A 19,909-nucleotide genomic window follows, 5' to 3' on the forward strand; every position below is an offset into this window, starting at 1 on the left:
GTGGATGGGTGTGAGATCGATCAGCCTTCGACCCTCTTCTTGAGGTCGTTCAGCGCAGCATCGGTGATGGCCTTCTCGGCGCGCCGTTTCAGCTGTCCGATCATCGGCACCTGCAGGTCGACCATGAGTTCATAGGTCACCTTCGTCGATCCCGGAACCTGTTGAGTGAGTACGTAACGCCCGCGCTGATCCTTCTGCAGATCACTCGACACCAGGCGCCACGAGACCGCTGTGGTGTTCGGATCCCATTCGTAGGCAAGCACATACGTGTCCTGCAGGACTCCGGCGTCGAGCATGAACCGGACCTCGGTGGCGCGGCCGGACTCATCGGTGCGCAGCACCTCGACCTCGCGAGCCGCGGTCACCCACTCGGGATAGTGCTCGAAGTCGGCGATGACGGCGAGGATGGCGTCGGCGTCGGCGCCGATGACGATGTCGCGTTCGGTGTGGTCGGCCATCACCGTGTCCCGGCCGCGGACGCGTCTCGTCCTGGTGCGGCGGCCTCGTGCCCGGCCGCCGGCCCACCGATGACACGGCCGTCCTCCAGCAGTCTCTTGACCTCGAAGGAGACGTCCTTGCCCGTCACCCGACGCTGCTTGTTCACCTCGGCCAGCACGTCGGCCCGGGCTCGCGCGTCCTCGGGCAGCGGGCCGGTGGGCTCGGCGTGGAGAAAATAATGAAGGACGAAGCCGTCGAGGACCGCCTCGTTCCAGATCTCCATCGTCCCCGACACCGGACCCTCGACCCGCCAGCGCACGCCCTGCTCGCCCCGGTCCTCGGTGACCGCCAGACGGAGGTCCGGCCACCATTTGCGCCAGTTGGCGGGGTCGCCGATCACGGCGGCTGCCGACGGCGGTGCCGCGGCGACGAAGACCTCGTCGGCCACCTGGATGCTCGTCACGCCCACTAGCTTCACATACTCGCGTCGACGCAGGGTAGTGCACCCGAAACCGACGTCGCGATCAGTCCCGTTCAGCAGCGGGGATACGATTCGGTCACTGATGTCTACTGGAGGGTAACCACGATGGGTGAGTACAGCGTGCCCGCGAAGTTCTCGATCGCCGACGACGAGAACTGCACGAACATCATCTTCGGCCTGGCGGAGCGGTCACCGCAGCACATCGTGTTCCGCCACAAGCAGGGCGACCGGTGGGAACCGGTGACTGCCGCCGACGCCGCCTCCCGGATCTCCGCGATCGCCAAGGGGCTGATCGCATCCGGCGTCAATCCCGGCGACCGGGTGGCGCTGCTGTCGCGCACCCGCCTCGAGTGGAACCTGTTCGACTTCGCGATCTGGTCGGCCGGCGCGATCACTGTTCCGATCTACGACTCCTCCTCCGCGGGTCAGATCGAGTGGATCATGCAGGATTCCGGTGCCGTGGCGATCGTCCTCGAGGACGACGGACATCGCGCCGAGTTCGAGTCCATCGATTCCCTCACCGCGCCGGTCACCGTCTTCCAGATCGACCGCACCGGCGCGCCGGGGGCCGTCGACGAGCTCGTCGCGGCGGGCGCCGACGTCCACGACGACGAGGTCGCAGCCCGCCGGGCCACCGTCAAGGCCGCCGACCCGGCGACCCTGATCTACACCTCGGGCACCACCGGACGCCCGAAGGGCTGCGAGCTCACCCACGCGAACATGCTGTCCGAGGTACGGGCGGTTCTGGCCGGCGACATCCTCGACAAGGTCATCGCCCGCGACTCCAAGCGCCTGCTGATGTTCCTCCCCCTCGCCCACGTGCTCGCCCGGGCCATCACGCTCGTCGCCATCGAAGCCGGCGCGGAGGTCGGGCACACCAGCGACATCCCGAACCTGGTGGACGAATTCGCCGTCTTCAAACCGTCGCTCATCCTGTCGGTGCCGCGCGTCTTCGAGAAGGTCTACAACACCGCACGCCAGAAGGCCCACGACGGCGGCAAGGGCAAGATCTTCGACGCCGCGTCGGACACCGCGATCGCCTACTCGCAGGCGAAGGAGAAGGGGCAGGTCGGCCTCGCGCTGAAGGTCAAGCACGGCGCCTTCGACGCGCTCGTCTACAAGAAGCTCCGCGCCGCCCTCGGCGACGAATGCCAGATGGCGATCTCCGGTGGCGCTCCGCTCGGCGCCCGCCTGGGCCACTTCTTCTCCGGCGTCGGCGTGCCCGTATTCGAGGGTTACGGGCTGACCGAGACCACCGCGGCCTTCAGCGTGAACACCCCGTCGGCATCGAAGATCGGCAGCGTCGGGAAGCCGTTGTCGGGCAACGCCGTTCGGATCGGGGACGACGGCGAGGTGCTGCTGCGCGGCGGAGTCGTCTTCACCGAGTACTGGCAGAATCCGGAGGCCACCGCATCGGCGGTCGTCGACGGATGGTTCCACACCGGCGACCTCGGCACCGTGGATGCCGATGGATTCATCACCATCACCGGCCGCAAGAAGGAATTGATCGTGACCGCGGGCGGCAAGAACGTCTCCCCCGCCGGACTCGAAGACGTCATCCGCGCCAATGCGTTGATCTCGCAGGCGACCGTCGTCGGTGACGCGAAACCGTTCGTGGCCGCACTCATCACGATCGATCCCGAGGCGTTCCCGGCGTGGAAGGAACGCACCGGCAAGCCGGCGTCCGCGACGGTCGCCGATCTCGCCGACGACACCGACCTGCGGGCCGAGGTGCAGTCGGCCGTCGACCTCGCCAACAAGACGGTGTCCAGCGCCGAGTCGATCAAGAAGTTCCGGATCCTGCCGACCGATTTCACCGAGGAGACCGGCGAGATGACGCCGACCCTCAAGGTCAAGCGCAACGTCGTCGTGCAGAAGTTCGCCGGCGACATCGAGGCGATCTACCAGCGCTGAGCCCAGCGCCGGCGGCGTGGGCCGCCTACGCCGGTTGCTCCTCAGAGCAACTGGCGTAGGCGGGCCGCCATCTGGCTCCACTGCCAGTTCTCGACGACGTATCGCCGTCCCGCCCGGCCCATCTCGGCGGCTGCGGCGCGATCACCGAGGATCGACAGGGTCGCCAGGGCGACGGCGTCGACATCGGTGCCGTCGACGGCGGTGCCGGTGACCCCTTCCTCGATGGTCTCCGGGGCACCCCCGGACAGGCCCGCGACAACGGGCACGCCGGACGCCGACGCCTCCAGGTAGACGATGCCCAGCCCTTCCACGTCCAGACCACGACCCCGCGTGCGGGACGGCATCGCGAACACGTCCGCGATGTTGTGGTAGGCGGCGAGCTCGTCGGCGGGCACCGAACCGGTGAAGATCACCTCACCCGCCACCCCCGTGTCGGCGGCGAGGTCGCGCAAGGTCTTCGCATAGGGACCACCGCCGACGATGACGAGCGTGGCGTCGGGAATCGTGCGCCGGATCAACGGCAACGCGCGGATCAGGACATCCTGACCCTTGCGCGGCACAAGTCGCGACAAACAGAGGATCGTCGGCCGCTCCCCCAGGTCGAGACGTTCACGAAACCGCTGACGCAGCACCGGATCCGGGGCGAAACGTTCGGTGTCGACGCCTGGGGGCAGATGTTCCAGGGCCGCGCGGGCACCGAAGGCCGATGCGAAACGGCCGCGGGTGTAGCGGCTGACGAAGGTGATCACATCGGTGTGGCGACCGATGTGACCCAGCACCTGTCGCGCGCCCGGGAGCATCGACCAGCCGACCTCGTGACCGTGTGTGCTCGCGACGATCCGCTGCGCGCCCGCACGACGCATCGCCGGCGCCAGGACGGCCAGCGGTGCGGCCGCCCCGAACCACACCGTCGAGATCTGTTCTCGGCGCACGATCTCGGCGGCGCGCCGCGCGACGAACGGAGTGGGCAGCATGAGGGTCGTCGGGTGCCGGTACACCCGGTATGCCGCCGCCGCGTCGAACTTCTCGTGCGAGTCGCCCCGCCACCGAGGCGCGTAGACGACCACATCCTCCGGGGGCAGCAGCTCCACGAGATTCTGGAGGTAGGACTGGATGCCGCCGGGCCGGGGCGGGAAATCGTTGGTGAGCAGCAACGTCCGGGCCATCAGCCGGCCTGCCGTACCAGCCAGCGCTGCCACCCGGCGAGCAGTTCGGCACGCGTCAGCCCGAGGCTCGAGGCGATCGCCGCGTCCTGGGCCGTGGGCACGGCCGACGCCGCGACCCCCACGTACATCTTCTTCAGTCGGACCTCGTCGAACCGATCGGCGACGTAGGCCGCCAACGACCACGCACTCTGATAAGCCACCTGTGAAGTCTGCCCGTCCATCGCGAAGTCGGCGTCGGCGGGTGGGCCCGCGGGGACGGCGCCGGCGCGCACGGTCGCGGTCAGATCGGGAGCGGCGTCGGCGAACCGCGTGTAGGTGCCCTTGCGGCCGACGTACTCGGCCACCCCCTCGGTGATCCACAGCGGCGCGTCGAGCGCGGTGGAGGTGCGGGCGGCGACGTGCGTCAGCTCGTGCCGGAGCACCACGGCGAGTGTCGGAGGCGCGAGTTCCCGGATCGCCGGGGTCAGGATGATCCGCTGTCCGGTCGCGGTGCGCTGCACCAGGTCGACACTGCTGTACACCGTCGCGGCCGCCGCCGTGTCGGTGGCCGCGCGCCCGTCGGGCACCAGCGCGCTGAACTCGACGTCGGTCGCGGTCGCCACGATGACGGCACGGCGATCCCAGGAGTCGCCCCAGAAGTCACTGACGGCATCGACCGCGGCCGGCAGCTCACGCCGAAGCGCCGTCACCGCCGGTCCGGTTCGCGGGTACGACGCGACCACCGACGTGCCGCCCGCGGTCGCGGTGTCGGCGACCTGGAGACCGGGCAGCTCCCACATCTGGGTGGGCGACGGGTCACGACCCAGCGCCTCGGCATCGGCGACGAGGCGCCACTCGTCGCCGTGGCGGGCGACCACGAACTGGGTGCCGACGACCACCTCGGCCTCGGCGATACCCGGAACGGTCTCGCCGCCGAGCGCGTAGCGCAGCTCCACCGGTGCCACCCACGAGTCGGAACTCCCCCCGGCGTCGAGGAGTTCTTGGAGCTCGCCGGGGACGAGGACCTCCGCCTCCTCGGTGGGCGCGAGCTGATACCGGAACCCTGCGAACCGCAGAGTGCCGGAACGATCGTTGCGCGGCGTGAACCGGCGGGGCGCGAACGTGCTGGTCGCGGTGAGGAATCTGTTCTTGAACGCGGGGGTGGCGGCGGTGTCGAACAGGGTCCCGATCGCCCGTATGTCGCCGGAACGCACGGTCTCGGTGAGCGAGTCGAGCAGCCTGGTCACCCCCGCGGCACGATCACGCTCGTAGACGTTGACCTCGGAACTCGGCGTCGACTCCGCTCCTGCCGATGGGCTCGCTCCCCCCAGCGGATCACCCGTGCCGCATCCGGTGAACGTGCCGACGACGACCAGCGCGACGACCGCCGACGACAGGCCGGCACGCCGACGCCGCGAGATCACCGTGGACTAGAACCGGCGAGCGGAGTTGTACGGGCCTGCCTCGTCGATCGGCACGACCTTGACCGGGACGCCGAAGGTCGAGGCATGGATGACATATCCGTCGCCGACGTACATGCCGACGTGATGCGCGTCCGGGTAGTAGATGATCAGGTCGCCGGGCTTCAGATCGTTGCGGTCGACGGCGGTCCCGCCACCCATCTGCGCCTCGCTCGACCGCGGGATGGTCTTGCCCGCCTGCTTGAATGCCCAGACCATCAGGCCGGAACAGTCGAATGAGTTCGGTCCGGTGGCGCCCCACACGTACGGATCACCGATCCGGGTCAGCGCGGCCTGTACCGCGATGAGTCCGGCCGCGGTACCCCTGGGCACCAGACGCGGATCGAAGTCGAAGGTCGGTCCGCGCAGCGCGGCGAGCTGCTTTCCGGTCATGGACTTGTAGATCGCCCGGATCTGGATCGCCTGGAGCTGCAGGTCGGCCTGTTTCGTCTGCAGATCACCGCGGACCCGCTCGGCGCGGGAGACCGCCTCGGAGGCCGCCACTGCCGTCTGCTCGGCGTCTTTCTTCGCGATCTCCGTGCGTGCGCGAACCTTCTTGATGGCGGTGAGATCCGCCGACGCCTGACGCGAGATCATGTCCAGGCCCGACATCTGGTCGAGCAGTGCCTGGGGCGAGTCGCTGATCATCACCGCGTAGAGGCCACTCACGCGAGCGCCCTGGTAGCTGGCGCGCACGATGGCGTCGACGCGGTTCTGGTGCACCGCCAGCTGGGCGCGGCTCCTGTCGAGCGTCTGCTGTGCCTCGGCCGCCGCCCTCTTGGCCGTGGCCACGATGCCGCGCTGCTTGTCGTACTCGATCTTCGCGTTGTGCATCGCCTCGGTGGTCTTCTCCGCGTCGATGCCGAGCTGCTTGTAGCGGTCGAGCAGCTGATCGGCCGAGCGCGCGGGCACCGCACGGGCGTCCCCGACACCACCGGAGACCGTCGGTATGAGCACGGCGAGCGCCGACAGGACGCAGACCGCGAACATCAGCGGACGCGAACGCATGGGTGGCCGCATGACGCGAGCCCGCCCCTCCCCGATCAGCACGGTCCTACTCACTCCCTCGTGTGTGCTCGTCGATCCTGAGCAACCCGGGCCTCCCGTCACCCGTGCCCCACGTCCCGTCGACCACCCTAGGGCGCCGACAGGCCCCCTGGACTGGTTCGGGCGGATCGCAATCCACGCGATCCGCCCGTCCCGAGACCCTCGTGCTCAGTCTGTCCGTGTTCGGTTGTCGTCAGTAACGACGGATTCCCGTCAGGGTCCACTCCTTGACGGCGTCGCGCTTGACCGGCGTGCCGTAGTTGGACGAGTGGACGAACTGGCCGTTGCCGACATAGATGCCGGCGTGGCCGCCACCGTTGAAGATCATGACGTCGCCCGGCTTGGCTTCGGAGTAGGACACCGCACGTCCGCCGCCGAGCTGGCCGTAGCTGTCGCGCGGAATGTTCTTGCCGGCCTGCTTGTAGGACCAGTAGACGAGACCCGAGCAGTCGAATGCGTTGGGGCCGGCGGAACCGTAGGAGTACGGCGAGCCGATCTTGCTCTCAGCGGCCTTGACGGCCTTCTCACCCGCGGTCAGCTGCGGCTGGCCCAGGGGCGCGCCGCCCTGCGGACGGAACTGCTGGGGAATCTGGTCAGGGGCGATGCCCGGCACGGTGAACTGTCCAAGGTTGGGGATCTCGACCGTGGCCGCGGGCGACTTCTTCACGGGCGTCGCCGGGGGTGCGGGCTTGGCGTCCGGGGCCTTCGCACCGGGCAGGGCCGGGATCTCGAAAGTCCCCAGCGGGGTGTGGACCGGGGCGGCGAGAGCAGGGCCGGCGGCTGCGGCGAGCGAACCGAGCGTGATCGATCCGGCGATCACCGCCTTCTTGGCGACCGTGCTGCCACGATTGGGCTGTTCCAAACGATGTTTGGCCACGAAGCGAGTTCTCCTTCAGATCTTCCTCTACCGCCGACCGAGTTAGCTGTCGGGTTCGGGCCGGAAGAGTGGCCCTACGCGTGTTTCGCGCATGAGGTATCCACTGGACACTCATGCGTGGCAACGCGATTCACCCCGATTCGGAACGGATTCGCTGAGACGCATCCGTGGTGATGCGCTCCGACGAGCCCGCCCGAAGGTTGTGGTTCCCCGGTTCGCCGCAAGGGCGATTGAGCGGTGACTACTGCGGACCACTTCTGTTGAAGCGGGACGCTCCGCAAAGGTCTCAGAAAGGTTACGAAATCGGATGCGCTCTGTCCACTAAGCGACAGACAGCCAAACCTCGGCCGCTTTTCAACCGGCCCTGAGGACCGTCACAGAGGCGCGTCGATCTGGTGCCTGAACTGCGGTTTTCGCCGATCTTGCAGATCGTGCAGCGCCACTCGTCACCATTGCAGCAGCCTGCAGAACGTCGATCGCGAGGTCGATCTCGGCGTCCGCCTCGACCGTCGCCGCCGTTACCGAAACTCCACCTTCGTCGGGCATATCGTCCCAGCTCGGACCGCCAAACAGCACCGTCATCATGCACCCGTCGCAAGCGACGGGACGGGCGGGGCATCGTGCACAGTCGACGTACATGGTGTGATCTCCATCTCATCTGGTGAGGCGGGGCCGTGTCGGCCCTCGTAGGGGTCGTGGTCACCGTGAGAGCACCGCATTTCTCACGTCCAGGTGGAGACTAGGAGCACCCACCGACAAATCCCGTCGAACAGTCGTCGACCCAGCAGTCACACCAGCCACAGGCCGAGTTCGCGGTGTGCCGTCATCGCGATGTCGGTGGATCGAACTAATGTTCGCCGGGTGACGCAGACCAGCGTGGCCGGCTCCTCCGCGGGGCAGCTCACCTTCGCCGACCTGGAGGCCGCCGATCAGGGGGACACCGGCGAGTCGTCGAACGAGTTCAGCGACCGCTCACTCTTCGACACGACCCTCGTCGTCGTAGACCTCGAGACCACCGGCTCCGATCCGGCCCGTGACCGGATCACGGAGATCGGCGCGGTGAAGATCCGTGGCGGCGAGATCATCGGCGAGTTCGCGACCCTGGTCGACCCCGGTCGACCCATCCCGCCCCAGATCGTCACCCTCACCGGCATCACCACCGCGATGCTGACCGACGCACCGCGGATCGAGTCGGTACTGCCCTCGTTCTTCGAGTTCGCCCGCGGCTCGATCCTGGTGGCCCACAATGCCCGGTTCGACATGGGCTTCCTGCGCCAGAACGCGATCCGGCTCCAGCTCCCGTGGACGTTCAGCCTGAGTCTGTGCACGGTGACCATGGCCCGGCGCATCCTCACGCGCGACGAGGCGCCCACAGTCAAGCTCAGCGCCCTCGCCGACCTGTTCGACGTCTCCGTGCGCCCCACGCACCGGGCACTCGACGATGCCCGCGCCACGGTGGAGGTCTTCCACCGGCTCCTCGAGCGCGTCGGCAACCAGGGCATCGCCACCGTCGGCGACCTGACGTCCTATCTGCCGCGGACCGACCCGCGACTCCGGGCCAAACGCGGTCTCGCCGACCGCATCCCCTCGCGTCCCGGCGTCTACCTCTTCCGCGGCCCGTCCGACGAGGTCCTCTATGTCGGTACCGCGGTGGACCTACGCCGTCGGGTCCGGTCGTATTTCACCGGTGGCGACCCCCGCCGCCGCATCGCCGAGATGGTGCTCCTCGCGCAGCGGGTCGACATCGTGGAATGCTCCCACCCGCTCGAGGCTGCGGTACGCGAACTGCGGCTGCTCGGCGCACACGCGCCGGCGTACAACCGGCGGTCGACACAGCCGCACAAGGGATGGTGGGTCACCCTGACCGAGGAGCGGTTCCCTCGTCTGAAAGTCAGCCGCACACCCACCGACGAGTCGATCGGCCCGGTCGGGAATCGCACCGGTGCGGCGACCGTCGCCGATGTGATCTCGACGGCCGCCGGTCTCCGCACGTGTACGAAGCGGCTCGGCGCCAACGGTTACCACTGGTGTCCCGATGCCGACGGGAGGCGACGCCCCGGGTCGTGCCGAGCGGCCACCGCGCAGCCGCAGACGGTCCCCGACTACTCCCCGCGGGTCACCGCGGCCCGCCGACTCATGCGGGGTGAGGCCGACGAACTCCTCGACGGGCTCACCGCACGCCTCGCCGACCTCGCGCAGGCCCACATGTTCGAGACCGCGGCACGCCATCGGGACCGGCTCGCGCTCACGATCGACACCCTCGCCCGGTGTCAGCGACTGGCCGCGTTGTGCGCGATCGCCGAGATCGTCGTCGCGCGGCCCGATGGCGAACGGGGATGGCAGTTCGCGGTGATCCGGCACGGGCGGCTCGCGGCGGCCGGACGCGCGCGACGCGGCGTCTCCCCCATGCCCGTCGTCGACGCGCTGGTCGCCGCGGCCGAGACCGTGGTGCCCGGAGACGGTCCGCTGCGCGGCGCGCCCGCCGAGGAGGTGGGGCTCGTCTACCGCTGGATGACCGAACCGGGCGCGCGGATCGTCGCGACCAGTGAGCCGGTCGCGCTGCCGGCCTACTCGGCCGAACGACGCCTCGACTGGTCGCGATCAGCGCACGACGCGCGCACGGCCAGGCCCGCCACGGAACCTCGCGTGCGACAGGCGAGCTGACCGGCCGCCTGGTCCTGGGGAGCACCACTAGGCTTGCGCCATGATCACTGCCATCGTCCTCATCCAGGCCGACATCCACCGCATCCCGGAGACGGCGCAGGCCGTCGCCGACATCCCCGGGGTCGAAGAGGTGTACTCCTGCGCGGGCGACGTCGATCTGATCGCGAAGATCCGGGTCCGCGACCACGAACAGATCGCGACGGTCGTCACCGGCAAGATCAACCGCCTACCGGGCGTGCTCAAGAGCGCGACACACATCGCCTTCCGCAGCTACTCCAGCTCCGACGTCGAGGGCGGATTCTCCATCGGCGAGAGCTGACGCACCCTCAGGCGGGTGCGGCGAGCTGCCGGCTGAGCTCGGCCCACCGCCGCAGCAGGTCCGCGGCGGAGCCGTCGTCGATGGCCTCGGCGGCGCGGCCCTGTGCCTCCCCGAGCGCGTCGGTCAGTTCCGCCGAACTCATCGGCGCCTCCTGTTCGAACGCGACGATGGCGCCGGCCGAGTTGAGCAGCACCGCGTCGCGGACCGGTCCCGTGGTCCCAGCCAGCAGTTCGCGGGCGATCGCGGCGTTGACCGTGGCATCGCCGCCCTGCAGGGACGACAACTCCACTCGGGCGATCCCCAGATCGGTGGGATCGACGGTCAGCTCGTTCACCTGACCGGCGACGACCTGCCACACCGTCGACGTCGTGGTGGTCGTCAGCTCGTCGAGTCCGTCGTCGCCGCGGACCACGAGAGCGGATCCGCCGCGTTCGGCGAAGGCCCGCGCCAGCACCGGGGCGAGGTCGGCGAACGCGCAACCGATCAGCCCACGCGACGGCGTCGCCGGGTTGGTCAGCGGCCCCAGCACGTTGAAGACGGTCGGGATGCCGATCTCCTTGCGCGGCGGGCCGGTGAACCGGAACGCGGGATGGAACACCGGCGCGAAACAGAACCCGATCCCGAGCTCGTCGACGCACCGCGCCACCGCCGCTGCGTCGAGGGAGATGTTCACGCCCAGCGCCTCGAGCACATCGGCACCACCGCTCTTCGACGACGCCGCGCGGTTGCCGTGCTTCACCACCGCGACACCCGCGGCCGCGATCACGATCGCCGTCATCGTCGAGATGTTGACCGTGTGCGACCGGTCGCCGCCGGTACCGACCACGTCGACCGCCGGACGGCTGACGTCCACGAGCGTCGCGTGCTCGAGCATCGCGCGCGACAGTCCGAGGAGTTCGGCCGGTGCCGCCCCCTTCATCTTCACGCCGACGCCGAAGGCGGCGATCTGAGCTCCGGTCGCGCTGTCGGTCATGATCTCGTTCATCGCCCAGGCGGCCTCGTCGGTGCTGAGGTCGAGGCGATCGATGATCTTGCCGAGGATCTGCGGCCAGCTGAAGTCGGACTGTGTGGTGCTCACGAGGACAGAGCCTAGTGGTGTGTCTCGGAATCAGGTGGCCGGTGTCGAACGCCGGAGACCAGTCGCCTGATTCTCCAGACACACCACCGGTTCCTGTTCAGCCCGGCGGACGCTGGAGGACGGCCCACTCGCGGGCGAATCCGCCGTGTCGCGAGCCGAGGCTGGCCATGCGGGATCGTTCCTGCGACAGATGCATCGCGTCGAGCAACTGGACCCGCGCCAGGACCAGGACCACGAACCCGTCCTCGAGTGCCGGCGGACTCGGCCCCCAGCGGTCGTCGTCGACGGACTCGTAACCGTCGAGCGCGGCCACCGCCGCCGCGTCGGCGCGCCGGGCGGGCGGCACCTCGACGTGGTGACGGAGGATGACCTCCTCGGCCGCGCGCCACGACGAGGCGTCGAGTGCGACCGAACTCGCGATCGCGTCGTCGTCGGACCGGGCGACCACCTCCACCCGTTCGTCCAGCGTCAGCGGCCCCGCCTCGGACCGCGGACGCAGCCGCGAACGGAGCCGCGCCAGGCGGCCCTGCTCGACCACCCGGCCGTTGAGATCGCGGGGGCCGGATGGCGCCGAATTCGACATGAACACACGGTAGCGAGGCGGGCCCGCAGTACGCGCTCATCGGACACGCCGACGGCCGCCCGATAGGGGCTCGGACCTGCGGCGGGAGAATTACCCGGGGGCAATTTCCGACCCGGGTGGCCACCGCTTACTACGAACCGTCATACTTCACATGTGACAAGCGCTGTAGGTACCTCAGGAACAGCCATCACCTCGCGCGTGCACTCGCTGAACCGGCCCAACATGGTCAGCGTCGGCACGATCGTGTGGCTGTCCAGTGAGCTCATGTTCTTCGCTGGCCTCTTCGCGATGTATTTCGTCGCCCGTGCCAACTCGGCGGTCGGCTGGCCGCCGCCGCCGACCGAGCTGAATCTCGCCCTCGCCATCCCGGTGACGACGGTGCTGATCCTCTCCTCGGTGACTTGCCAGATGGGTGTCTTCGCCGCCGAGCGCGGCGACGTCTTCGGCCTGCGCCGCTGGTACGTCATCACCTTGGCGATGGGCACGTTCTTCGTCTGCGGCCAGGCGTACGAGTACTACCACCTGGTCGAGCACGGCACGACCCTGTCGTCGGACGCGTACGGTTCGGTCTTCTACATGACGACCGGCTTCCACGGCCTCCACGTCATCGGCGGTCTGATCGCGTTCGTCTATCTGCTCATCCGGACCAAGCTGTCGAAGTTCACTCCGGCGCAGGCAACCGCCGCAATCGTTGTCTCTTACTACTGGCACTTCGTCGACATCGTGTGGATCGGACTCTTCGTCACGATCTACTTCATCCGATGACACCGGCGACCTCGCATTAGAAGAACAGCCCGTCCCGCTTAGTAGAGAGTCACAGATGAGTTCATCTCCACCGCGTCCGTCGGATAGCGGCACCGAGGTCGGACCCGATGCCTCGGCCCGACGCTCCTCTGCACGCGACGCCGGCCGCCGCGCCAAGACACGACGCAAGCTCCGTCGGCGCGCCACCGGCACCATCGTGTTGCTGGCCGGTCTCGTCATGGCAGGCGTCCTCGCCTCGGTCCTGACCCCCGACCCCCAGGTCGCGGTCGCCGACCAGAGCAACGCCGCGATGATCGACGACGGTCGCAAGCTCTACGAGACCTCGTGCATCACCTGCCACGGCGCCAACCTCCAGGGTGTGCCGGACCGCGGTCCCGCACTGCTCGGGGTCGGTGACGCCGCCGTCTACTTCCAGGTGTCGACCGGCCGTATGCCCGCGGCGCGCGGCGAGGCCCAGGCCCAGCGCAAGCCCGCGAAGTTCACGACCGAGCAGATCGATCAGCTCGGCGCCTACATCCAGGCCGAGGGCGGCGGACCGCAGGTTCCGCGCAACGCCGACGGAACGGTCGCGCAGGAGTCCCTGCGCGGCGAGAGCATCGGTCGGGGCAGCGAACTGTTCCGGTTGAACTGCGCGTCGTGCCACAACTTCACCGGTCGCGGCGGAGCGCTGTCCTCGGGCAAGTTCGCACCGAACCTCGACGGCGTCAACGAGGCACAGATCTACACCGCGATGCTGACCGGTCCGCAGAACATGCCCAAGTTCTCGAACCGCCAGCTTGATCCGGAAGAGAAGAAGGACGTGATCGCCTACGTCAAGTACGCGACCGAGGCAAAGCCCAGCGGCGGACTCGGACTCGGCGGTTTCGGTCCGGTCAGTGAAGGCATGGTCATGTGGTTCGTCGGCGTCATCGCCATCGTCGCGGGCGCCATGTGGATGGGATCTCGAGCATGAGCGCGAACGACAAGGATGTCCCGTCGCGGGACGAACTCGACCAGATGAGCACCGACGAGCTCGTCAAACTCGGCACCAATCTCGACGGCGTCGAGATCATCCACCGGTCCGAGCGCTACACGGTGCCCGGGACCAAGGTCGAGAAGCGCGCCGAGCGTCAAGTGGCCATCTGGTTCACCATCGCCGGTGTCTCCGCACTCGCCTGCCTCGGCATCTTCCTGTTCAACCACTGGGAGTTCGCCCTCCCCGATGACCCGAACTACTGGTGGTACACCTTCAACACGCCCCTCCTGGGCGTGACGTTCGGCCTCTCGGTGTTCGCCATCGGCGTCGCGATGATCCTCATCACCAAGAAGTTCATCCCCGCCGAGATCTCGGTCCAGGACCGTCACGACGGTGGATCGACAGAGGTCGACAAGAAGACGATCGTCGGGCTCCTGCAGGACACCGGCACCACCTCGACCCTGGGTCGTCGCAAGATGATCATCGGCTCGGCCGGTTTCGGTCTCGGCGCCTTCGCCGTCACCGGACTCGTCGCCTTCCTCGGCGGATTCATCAAGAACCCGTGGGCCGAGGGTCCCGACTCGCCGCTGTGGCACTCGGGCTGGTCGCCGATCTACAACCCGCCGGAAGCACCCAACGAGACCATCTACCTGCGGCGCGACACCGGTAATCCGTTCCAGGTCGCCCTGGTCCGGCCGGAAGATCTCGACGCCGGCGGCATGGAAACCGTGTTCCCGTGGCGTCGTTCGGACGGTTTCGGCGAGTCCGAACACTCCCGCCACCTGTTGGAGGAGGGCCTGCACCAGGTCCGAAATCCCGTCATGCTCATCCGTCTGCGTCCCGAGGACGCTGCCCGCGCTGTGAAGCGCAAGGGGCAGGAGAGCTTCAACTACGGTGACTACTTCGCCTACACCAAGGTGTGCAGCCACCTCGGATGCCCCGCATCGCTCTACGAGCAGCGGAGCAACCGCATCCTGTGTCCCTGCCATCAGTCGCAGTTCGACGCACTCGAGTACGCCAAGCCCATCTTCGGACCGGCCGCCCGTGCCCTGGCACAGCTGCCGATCACGGTGAACAATGAGGGTTACCTCGTTGCTGCAGGCGACTTCATCGAGCCCGTCGGACCGGCATTCTGGGAGCGTAAGTCATGAGCATCGCCGAACGCCTCGGCACTCAAGCCGAAGAAGTCGACTCGCGATATCACCTGGCCGCGGGCATGCGTCGCCAGATCAACAAGGTGTTCCCCACCCACTGGTCGTTCATGCTGGGTGAGATCGCGCTGTACAGCTTCATCATCCTGCTGGTCTCCGGCGTCTACCTGTCGCTGTTCTTCGATCCGTCGATGACCCGCGTCGTCTACGACGGCGCCTACCAGCCGCTCAACGGCGTGATGATGACCAAGGCGTACGAGACCACGCTGAACATCTCGTTCGAGGTGCGCGGCGGTCTGTTCGTCCGTCAGATCCATCACTGGGCAGCACTGCTGTTCGCGGCGTCGATCATCATCCACATGCTGCGCATCTTCTTCACCGGTGCGTTCCGCCGTCCGCGTGAGGCCAACTGGATCATCGGCTGCCTCCTGCTGATCCTGGCGATGTTCGAGGGCTTCTTCGGCTACTCGCTCCCCGACGACCTGCTCTCGGGTACCGGCGTCCGCGCCGCGATGAGCGGCATCGTCCTCGGTATCCCGGTGGTCGGCACCTGGATCCACTGGGCGCTGTTCGGCGGCGACTTCCCCGGCGTGATCATCATCCCGCGCCTGTACGTGCTGCACATCCTGCTCTTCCCGGGCATCATCCTGGCGCTGATCGGCGCGCACCTCGCGCTGGTCTGGTACCAGAAGCACACGCAGTTCCCCGGCCCCGGCCGCACCGAGAAGAACGTGGTCGGCGTCCGGATCATGCCGGTGTTCGCCGCCAAGGCCGGCGCGATGTTCGCCTTCGTCACCGGCGTGCTCGCCGTCATGTCGGGCATCTTCCAGATCAACCCGGTCTGGAACATCGGTCCGTACAACCCGGCGCAGGTGTCCGCGGGCTCCCAGCCCGACATCTACATGATGTGGACCGACGGCCTGATACGTCTGTTCCCGGCATGGGAGCTCTACCTGGGCAACTACACGGTGCCGATGTCGAACTGGGTCGTGCTGATCATGACGATCATCTTCGGCCTGATGTTCGCCTACCCGTGGATCGAGAAGAAGCTCACCGGCGACGATGCGCACCACAACCTGCTGCAGCGTCCGCGTGACGCACCGGTGCGGACCGCGATCGGTGCCATGGCGGTCTCGTTCTACATCCTGCTGACGATCGCATGTATGAACGACATCATCGCGTTCAAGTTCCACATCTCGCTCAACGCGACGACCTGGATCGGACGCATCGGCTTGATCATCCTGCCGCCGCTGGTGTACTTCATCGCGTACCGCTGGGCACTCTCGTTGCAGCGCAGCGACCGCGAGGTCCTCGCACACGGCATCGAGACCGGCATCATCAAGCGGCTCCCGCAGGGTGAGTACATCGAGGTCCACCAGCCCCTCGGCCCGGTCGACAGCCACGGTCACCCGATCCCGCTCCCCTACGAGGGTGCGGCTCTGCCCAAGCGGATGAACAAGCTGGGTTCCGCGGGCGCGCCGGGTACCGGTTCGATCCTGACGGCCGATCCGCCGGAGGAGCAGCTGCGCAACGTCGAACTCGAGCACGAGATCGAGGCGGGCGAACGCAAGGCTCTCCGCGAGCTGCAGGCCAAGGGCGGCTACCCCTTCGGCGAGTAGCCACGCGCGAGAAATTCCACGCACGACCCACCGCGGGCCGTCGAGCACCATCGAGTGCTCGACGGCCCGCGGTGCGTTTCCGGGACGTTGCACTCCCCTCCCCCACGTCACGGTCGGCGACAGGTCGTCGATGTGGCACGGTGGACCCCATGCACCGGCTACCTCCCCGAAGTTCCGGTCTGTCCCAGATCACCCGCGGGATGGGCACTCTCGACGCCGAGATCTACGATTCGATCGCCCGCTCCCCGAGCCCCCTGCTCGACGTGACGATGCCGGCACTCACGCGCGCCGCCGACCATTCCAAACTGTGGATGGCCGTCGCCGCCGGTCTGGCCGTGTCCGGGCGTCCGTCGCTGCAGCGCGGAGCCGCACGTGGGATGGTCTCGCTCGCCGTGACGAGCCTGGTGACCAATCAGGGCGCCAAGCGTGTGCGCCGACGGTCACGCCCCGCCCACGGCCTCATTCCGGTGCCACGACAGGGCAGTCGGCGTCCGACGTCGAACTCGCTGCCCTCGGGTCACTCGGCCAGCGCTGCGGCGTTCGCGGTCGGGGTGGGCGTGGAGAATCCGCCGGCGGGCCTGCTGCTGTCCGCCCTGGCGGGGCTCGTCGGGTTGTCCCGCGTGGCGACCGGAGCCCACTACCCCGGTGACGTGGTCGCCGGGCTCGGCATCGGGGCCGCGATCGCGACCATCGGCGCGCGCGTCATTCCGCCCATCACCGAGCCGTCGCTGTCCCTGGCCGCCCCGTCCGTCGTCGACGTGGACCGCAACCCGGACGGGGCAGGTCTGGTCGTCGTCGTCAATCCGGGTTCCGCGGATGGCCGCGGGCGACGTGTCGTCGAGACGATCCGCGGCCGGCTACCGGCCGCCGAGATCGTCGAGCTCGACGAGACCGACGACATGGCAGCCGTTTTCGCCGAAGTCGCGACCCGCGCGACGATCCTCGGGGTGGCCGGTGGCGACGGTACCGCGGCGTGCGCGGCCGGGCCGGCACTCGCCGCCGACATCCCCCTCGCCGTCTTCCCCGCCGGCACCTTCAACCACTTCGCCCGCGACATCGGGTGCGGGACGGTGGACGCCACCATCGAGGCCATCCGCGCGGGGTCGGCGTCCCGGGTCGACGCTATGTGGCTCAATGATTCCCGACTGATCCTCAACACCGCGAGCATCGGCGCTCACCCCGATTTCGTCCGGGTACGCCGGCGTCTGCAGCGGCGGATCAGCCGTCCGCTCGCGACCGCTGCCGCGGTGTTGCACGTCCTCCGCAAAGATCCCCATGTGCGCATCGAGGTGGAAGGCCGTGTGCTCGACGCGTCGCTCTTCCTCGTCGGCAACTCGATCTATCAGCCCACCGGATTCCTGCCGTCCCGCCGTGTCCGGCTCGACGACGGACTCCTCGACGTGCGCATCCTCGAGACCAGCCATCGCTGGGCGACCCTGCGGCTGCTCGGCTCGCTGGCCGTCGGACGCCTCGAACGCTCACGTCTCTACCACGAGATGCAGGTGCCCGAGTTCCGGTTCACCGCGGTAGACGGTCCCGTCGCGGTCTCGCACGACGGGGAGGTCGAGGATTCGTACTCCCACGCCGACTTCCGCGTGGACTATCGCGCCCTCAAGGTGTTCCGGCCCGCCGCCCGCCGGCGGTCCTGACCCGAGCGACACGCCCCGACTGCAGGACACCGAAGCGCCCCACCGGATCACCGGTGGGGCGCTTCGTCTCGGTTCGTGATCGCGCGGTGCGCGTGGGCTCAGTGCTTCTCGGGGCCGACGTGGTACTCGAAGACGAGTCCCGCCGCCGTACCCATGATCACCACCGCGGCGAAGATCGCCAGCCAGAAGTTGCCGGTGGCGAAGCCGACCGCGAAGGTCGAGGCGCCGAGCGCGATCAGGATCGGCCACCAGGAGTGCGGGCTGAAGAAGCCCAGCTCGCCTGCACCGTCCTCGATCTCGGCATCTTCGTAGTCCTCCGGGCGGATCTCGACGCGCCGCGCGACGAACCTGAAGAACGTGCCGGCGATGAGCGTCAGGCCCGCCGCGAAGAACAGGCCGACGACGCCGACCCACTCGATGCCCTTGCTGGTGAAAGCGGTGAACAGGGTGTACGCGACGCCCGTCAGAAAGAAGAAGGCGGTCAGCATCTCGAAGAGGCGTGCCTCGATCTTCATCGTCAGCTCACTTTCTTGGTGCAGTTGGCGAGGGTCGGGTTGTCCCGGTCACCGGTCGCGCCGACGCTGCCGTCGGTGGCGCGGCGGGTGTCGAACGGCACCGTGGTCACCGCTTCGGGCGCCTGGCAGATCGCGGCGAGCGCTTCCGCGTTGGTGGCACCGGGGTTCGACTCACGGAAACGGATGTAGCTGTCGAAGTCCTCCGGGGACACCGCGCGGACCTCGAAGTTCATCATCGAGTGGTACGTGCCGCACATCTCCGCACAGCGGCCGACGAAGGCTCCGGTCCGGTCGATCGACTTGATCTGGAAGACCGGGTCGGTCGCGTTCTGCTCCGGGAACGGGAAGACGTCGCGCTTGAACAGGAACTCCGGCACCCAGAACGAGTGGATGACGTCGGCCGAGGCGATGTTGAACTCGATGCGCTTGCCGGTCGGGAGCACCAGCACGGGGATCTCCGACGACGAGCCGACCGTCTCGATCTTGTCGAACTTGAGGTAGTCGCGGATGTCGTCGTCACGACCGCCGGCCGGACCGGGAAGCTCGCCGTGCTCCCCACCCTCGTCGCTGCCGGCGTGCTCGGTCTCGGCACCGCTACCGGTCTGGGCCTGGACCTCGAACGGGTTGCCGTTCTGCTCGAAGCCGTTGTAGGTGGTGCCGTCGGAGAACTCGACCTGGTTGTAACCGAACTTCCAGTTCCACTGGAATGCGGTCACGTCGACGACGACCTTCGAGTCGTCGTTCTTGCTCTCGACGTTGTTCTGCACGATGACCGTGAAGTAGAAGAGCACGGCGATGATCACGAACGGGATCGCCGTGTAGGTGAGCTCCAGCGGCACGTTGTACGCGGTCTGGCGCGGGAACACGCCCTTCTTCGCGTCGTTCGCACGGTGGAACGTGATCGTCCAGAAGATCAGCGCCCACACCAGGATGCCCATGACCAGCGCCGCGATGACCGACCAGGTCCACAGGTCGACCATCTCTTTGCCATCGGGCGTGACGCCCTCGGGCCAACCGAAACGCATCGCCTCACTGGCGTCGCAACCCGACATCAGCAGTGCGCCGAGGCCGAGAGTGGCGACGAATCCCAGTCGCTTCATCGTCCGCGACGCTGATGAGACACGCCTCGCTCGGGGCCGTCCACCGTGTGCCAATTTCACGCCTTCCTGCTCGCTCACCGGCGCCCTTGCGCCGAGGTGAGTGCATGCCACATGACCTGCACGGGGCAAGGTCTTGCCGTCAACACACA

19 protein-coding genes and 1 riboswitch are annotated in these 19,909 nt (G+C 68.0%); of the genes, 8 read left to right on the forward strand and 11 right to left on the reverse strand.

The annotated features are described in order from the left end of the window. Positions 1-20: 20 nt before the first annotated feature. Together KTR9_RS16460 and KTR9_RS16465 are read right to left on the reverse strand one after the other, a co-directional pair. Positions 21-458 carry an SRPBCC family protein gene (locus KTR9_RS16460; protein WP_014927314.1) on the reverse strand — a complete coding sequence of 146 codons (438 nt, stop codon included), beginning with the start codon at positions 456-458 and terminating at the stop codon, positions 21-23. Continuing rightward, the gene (locus KTR9_RS16465) at positions 458-916 is read right to left on the reverse strand and encodes a hypothetical protein (protein ID WP_044506925.1); all 459 of its coding nucleotides are present in this window, start codon (positions 914-916) and stop codon (positions 458-460) included. Before KTR9_RS16465 ends, KTR9_RS16460 begins: the two co-directional genes overlap by 1 nt. Before the next feature lie 108 nt (positions 917-1,024). Here KTR9_RS16465 and KTR9_RS16470 point away from each other — a divergent pair, with 108 nt between their 5' ends. Next, complete coding sequence (locus tag KTR9_RS16470) at positions 1,025-2,833, forward strand: AMP-dependent synthetase/ligase (protein ID WP_014927316.1); 1,809 nt, start codon at positions 1,025-1,027, stop codon at positions 2,831-2,833. A 41-nt stretch (positions 2,834-2,874) separates the two neighbouring features. Here KTR9_RS16470 and KTR9_RS16475 read toward each other — a convergent pair whose 3' ends face one another. The 5 genes from KTR9_RS16475 to KTR9_RS26990 all read right to left on the reverse strand — a co-directional run bounded on the left by KTR9_RS16475 (position 2,875) and on the right by KTR9_RS26990 (position 7,947). Next, complete coding sequence (locus tag KTR9_RS16475) at positions 2,875-3,999, reverse strand: glycosyltransferase family 4 protein (protein WP_014927317.1); 1,125 nt, start codon at positions 3,997-3,999, stop codon at positions 2,875-2,877. After that, the gene (locus KTR9_RS16480; protein ID WP_014927318.1) at positions 3,999-5,402 is read right to left on the reverse strand and encodes a hypothetical protein; all 1,404 of its coding nucleotides are present in this window, start codon (positions 5,400-5,402) and stop codon (positions 3,999-4,001) included. The genes KTR9_RS16475 and KTR9_RS16480 overlap by 1 nt, the downstream gene beginning before the upstream one ends. Before the next feature lie 6 nt (positions 5,403-5,408). After that, a complete protein-coding gene (locus KTR9_RS16485) occupies positions 5,409-6,446 on the reverse strand; it encodes an NlpC/P60 family protein (protein WP_044508021.1) in 1,038 nt (345 codons plus the stop codon). Between the two features lie 232 nt (positions 6,447-6,678). Beyond that, complete coding sequence (locus tag KTR9_RS16490) at positions 6,679-7,362, reverse strand: C40 family peptidase (RefSeq protein ID WP_014927320.1); 684 nt, start codon at positions 7,360-7,362, stop codon at positions 6,679-6,681. 16 nt (positions 7,363-7,378) lie between these two features. Beyond that, a riboswitch (cyclic di-AMP (ydaO/yuaA leader) is annotated at positions 7,379-7,609 on the reverse strand. A gap of 107 nt (positions 7,610-7,716) precedes the next feature. Next, entirely contained in the window at positions 7,717-7,947 is a 231-nt protein-coding gene (locus KTR9_RS26990) for a hypothetical protein (protein WP_231632728.1), read from the reverse strand. Positions 7,948-8,193: 246 nt separating this feature from the next. On the opposite strand from KTR9_RS26990, the gene KTR9_RS16495 reads away from it, so the two are divergent. Both KTR9_RS16495 and KTR9_RS16500 read left to right on the forward strand, forming a co-directional pair. Next, positions 8,194-10,026, forward strand: coding sequence for a DEDD exonuclease domain-containing protein (locus KTR9_RS16495; RefSeq protein WP_443134907.1), 1,833 nt, complete (start codon positions 8,194-8,196; stop codon positions 10,024-10,026). Between the two features lie 40 nt (positions 10,027-10,066). After that, positions 10,067-10,345: an Lrp/AsnC family transcriptional regulator gene (locus KTR9_RS16500; RefSeq protein WP_014927322.1), complete on the forward strand. Its 279-nt coding sequence runs from the start codon at positions 10,067-10,069 to the stop codon at positions 10,343-10,345. A 7-nt stretch (positions 10,346-10,352) separates the two neighbouring features. On the opposite strand, the gene trpD is transcribed toward KTR9_RS16500, so the two are convergent. Continuing rightward, positions 10,353-11,423 carry an anthranilate phosphoribosyltransferase gene (gene trpD, locus KTR9_RS16505; protein ID WP_014927323.1) on the reverse strand — a complete coding sequence of 357 codons (1,071 nt, stop codon included), beginning with the start codon at positions 11,421-11,423 and terminating at the stop codon, positions 10,353-10,355. Between the two features lie 97 nt (positions 11,424-11,520). After that, positions 11,521-12,006 carry a hypothetical protein gene (locus tag KTR9_RS16510; RefSeq protein WP_044508022.1) on the reverse strand — a complete coding sequence of 162 codons (486 nt, stop codon included), beginning with the start codon at positions 12,004-12,006 and terminating at the stop codon, positions 11,521-11,523. Between the two features lie 153 nt (positions 12,007-12,159). Between KTR9_RS16510 and ctaE the strand changes: the two genes are divergently transcribed. From ctaE to KTR9_RS16535, 5 genes are all read left to right on the forward strand, one after another. Next, positions 12,160-12,771 carry an aa3-type cytochrome oxidase subunit III gene (ctaE, locus tag KTR9_RS16515; protein WP_083888978.1) on the forward strand — a complete coding sequence of 204 codons (612 nt, stop codon included), beginning with the start codon at positions 12,160-12,162 and terminating at the stop codon, positions 12,769-12,771. Between the two features lie 55 nt (positions 12,772-12,826). Then, positions 12,827-13,723, forward strand: coding sequence for a cytochrome bc1 complex diheme cytochrome c subunit (gene qcrC, locus KTR9_RS16520; protein ID WP_014927326.1), 897 nt, complete (start codon positions 12,827-12,829; stop codon positions 13,721-13,723). Next, entirely contained in the window at positions 13,720-14,877 is a 1,158-nt protein-coding gene (qcrA, locus tag KTR9_RS16525) for a cytochrome bc1 complex Rieske iron-sulfur subunit (RefSeq protein ID WP_010843624.1), read from the forward strand. The genes qcrC and qcrA overlap by 4 nt, the downstream gene beginning before the upstream one ends. Then, entirely contained in the window at positions 14,874-16,496 is a 1,623-nt protein-coding gene (gene qcrB / locus KTR9_RS16530) for a cytochrome bc1 complex cytochrome b subunit (protein ID WP_014927327.1), read from the forward strand. Before qcrA ends, qcrB begins: the two co-directional genes overlap by 4 nt. 149 nt (positions 16,497-16,645) lie before the next feature. Then, a complete protein-coding gene (locus KTR9_RS16535; protein WP_014927328.1) occupies positions 16,646-18,145 on the forward strand; it encodes a bifunctional phosphatase PAP2/diacylglycerol kinase family protein in 1,500 nt (499 codons plus the stop codon). Positions 18,146-18,243: 98 nt separating this feature from the next. Here the strand turns inward: KTR9_RS16535 and KTR9_RS16540 are convergent, their stop codons facing one another. Together KTR9_RS16540 and ctaC are read right to left on the reverse strand one after the other, a co-directional pair. Next, positions 18,244-18,660, reverse strand: a complete 417-nt coding sequence (locus KTR9_RS16540; protein WP_010843621.1) for a cytochrome c oxidase subunit 4 — start codon at positions 18,658-18,660, stop codon at positions 18,244-18,246. 2 nt (positions 18,661-18,662) lie between these two features. Further along, on the reverse strand, positions 18,663-19,760 hold the full coding sequence (gene ctaC, locus KTR9_RS16545; RefSeq protein WP_044506928.1) for an aa3-type cytochrome oxidase subunit II: 1,098 nt from the start codon (positions 19,758-19,760) through the stop codon (positions 18,663-18,665). Positions 19,761-19,909 lie beyond the last annotated feature (149 nt).

Origin of the sequence: Gordonia sp. KTR9 (genome assembly GCF_000143885.2) — a bacterium.
Lineage (GTDB): Bacteria > Actinomycetota > Actinomycetes > Mycobacteriales > Mycobacteriaceae > Gordonia.

What these genes read in the sequence shown, in the direction of transcription:
- KTR9_RS16460 (WP_014927314.1), bottom strand. Translation starts at nt 458, where the DNA reads ATGGCCGACCACACCGAACGCGACATCGTCATCGGCGCCGACGCCGAC.
- KTR9_RS16470 (WP_014927316.1), top strand. Translation starts at nt 1,025, where the DNA reads ATGGGTGAGTACAGCGTGCCCGCGAAGTTCTCGATCGCCGACGACGAG.
- KTR9_RS16475 (WP_014927317.1), bottom strand. Translation starts at nt 3,999, where the DNA reads ATGGCCCGGACGTTGCTGCTCACCAACGATTTCCCGCCCCGGCCCGGC.
- KTR9_RS16485 (WP_044508021.1), bottom strand. Translation starts at nt 6,446, where the DNA reads ATGCGTTCGCGTCCGCTGATGTTCGCGGTCTGCGTCCTGTCGGCGCTC.
- KTR9_RS26990 (WP_231632728.1), bottom strand. Translation starts at nt 7,947, where the DNA reads ATGATGACGGTGCTGTTTGGCGGTCCGAGCTGGGACGATATGCCCGAC.
- KTR9_RS16495 (WP_443134907.1), top strand. Translation starts at nt 8,194, where the DNA reads ATGTCGGTGGATCGAACTAATGTTCGCCGGGTGACGCAGACCAGCGTG.
- KTR9_RS16500 (WP_014927322.1), top strand. Translation starts at nt 10,067, where the DNA reads ATGATCACTGCCATCGTCCTCATCCAGGCCGACATCCACCGCATCCCG.
- KTR9_RS16510 (WP_044508022.1), bottom strand. Translation starts at nt 12,006, where the DNA reads ATGTCGAATTCGGCGCCATCCGGCCCCCGCGATCTCAACGGCCGGGTG.
- qcrC (WP_014927326.1), top strand. Translation starts at nt 12,827, where the DNA reads ATGAGTTCATCTCCACCGCGTCCGTCGGATAGCGGCACCGAGGTCGGA.
- qcrA (WP_010843624.1), top strand. Translation starts at nt 13,720, where the DNA reads ATGAGCGCGAACGACAAGGATGTCCCGTCGCGGGACGAACTCGACCAG.
- qcrB (WP_014927327.1), top strand. Translation starts at nt 14,874, where the DNA reads ATGAGCATCGCCGAACGCCTCGGCACTCAAGCCGAAGAAGTCGACTCG.
- KTR9_RS16535 (WP_014927328.1), top strand. Translation starts at nt 16,646, where the DNA reads ATGCACCGGCTACCTCCCCGAAGTTCCGGTCTGTCCCAGATCACCCGC.
- KTR9_RS16540 (WP_010843621.1), bottom strand. Translation starts at nt 18,660, where the DNA reads ATGAAGATCGAGGCACGCCTCTTCGAGATGCTGACCGCCTTCTTCTTT.
- ctaC (WP_044506928.1), bottom strand. Translation starts at nt 19,760, where the DNA reads ATGAAGCGACTGGGATTCGTCGCCACTCTCGGCCTCGGCGCACTGCTG.